Here is a 259-nt window from a genome sequence, read left to right as displayed (position 1 = left end):
GAGATCAAGCAAAGCGGTGGCCAAGCGGTCTACCAAGAGCTGGACGTGACCAAGCAACTGGAAAACGACAGCATCGTCAAACTCGCCAAGGATGAATTCGGTCGCGTTGACGTCATTTTCCTGAATGCCGGCCTCATGCCGAATTCACCGCTCTCCGCACTTAAGACCGACGACTGGCATCAAATGGTCGACGTCAACGTCAAGGGGGTTCTGAACGGTGTCGCGGCAGTCCTGCCGGCATTCGTCAAGCAGAAATCCG

Annotated in this window: 1 protein-coding gene; it reads left to right on the top strand. The window is 55.6% G+C overall.

The features are described from left to right. A partial coding sequence (locus SB659_RS19910; protein WP_410551667.1) for an SDR family oxidoreductase occupies positions 1 to 259 on the top strand: 259 nt, incomplete at both ends.

Source organism: Arthrobacter sp. SIMBA_036 (assembly GCF_046535135.1).
GTDB lineage: Bacteria > Actinomycetota > Actinomycetes > Actinomycetales > Micrococcaceae > Arthrobacter.
This window is presented reverse-complemented; position numbering and strand designations above follow the sequence as displayed.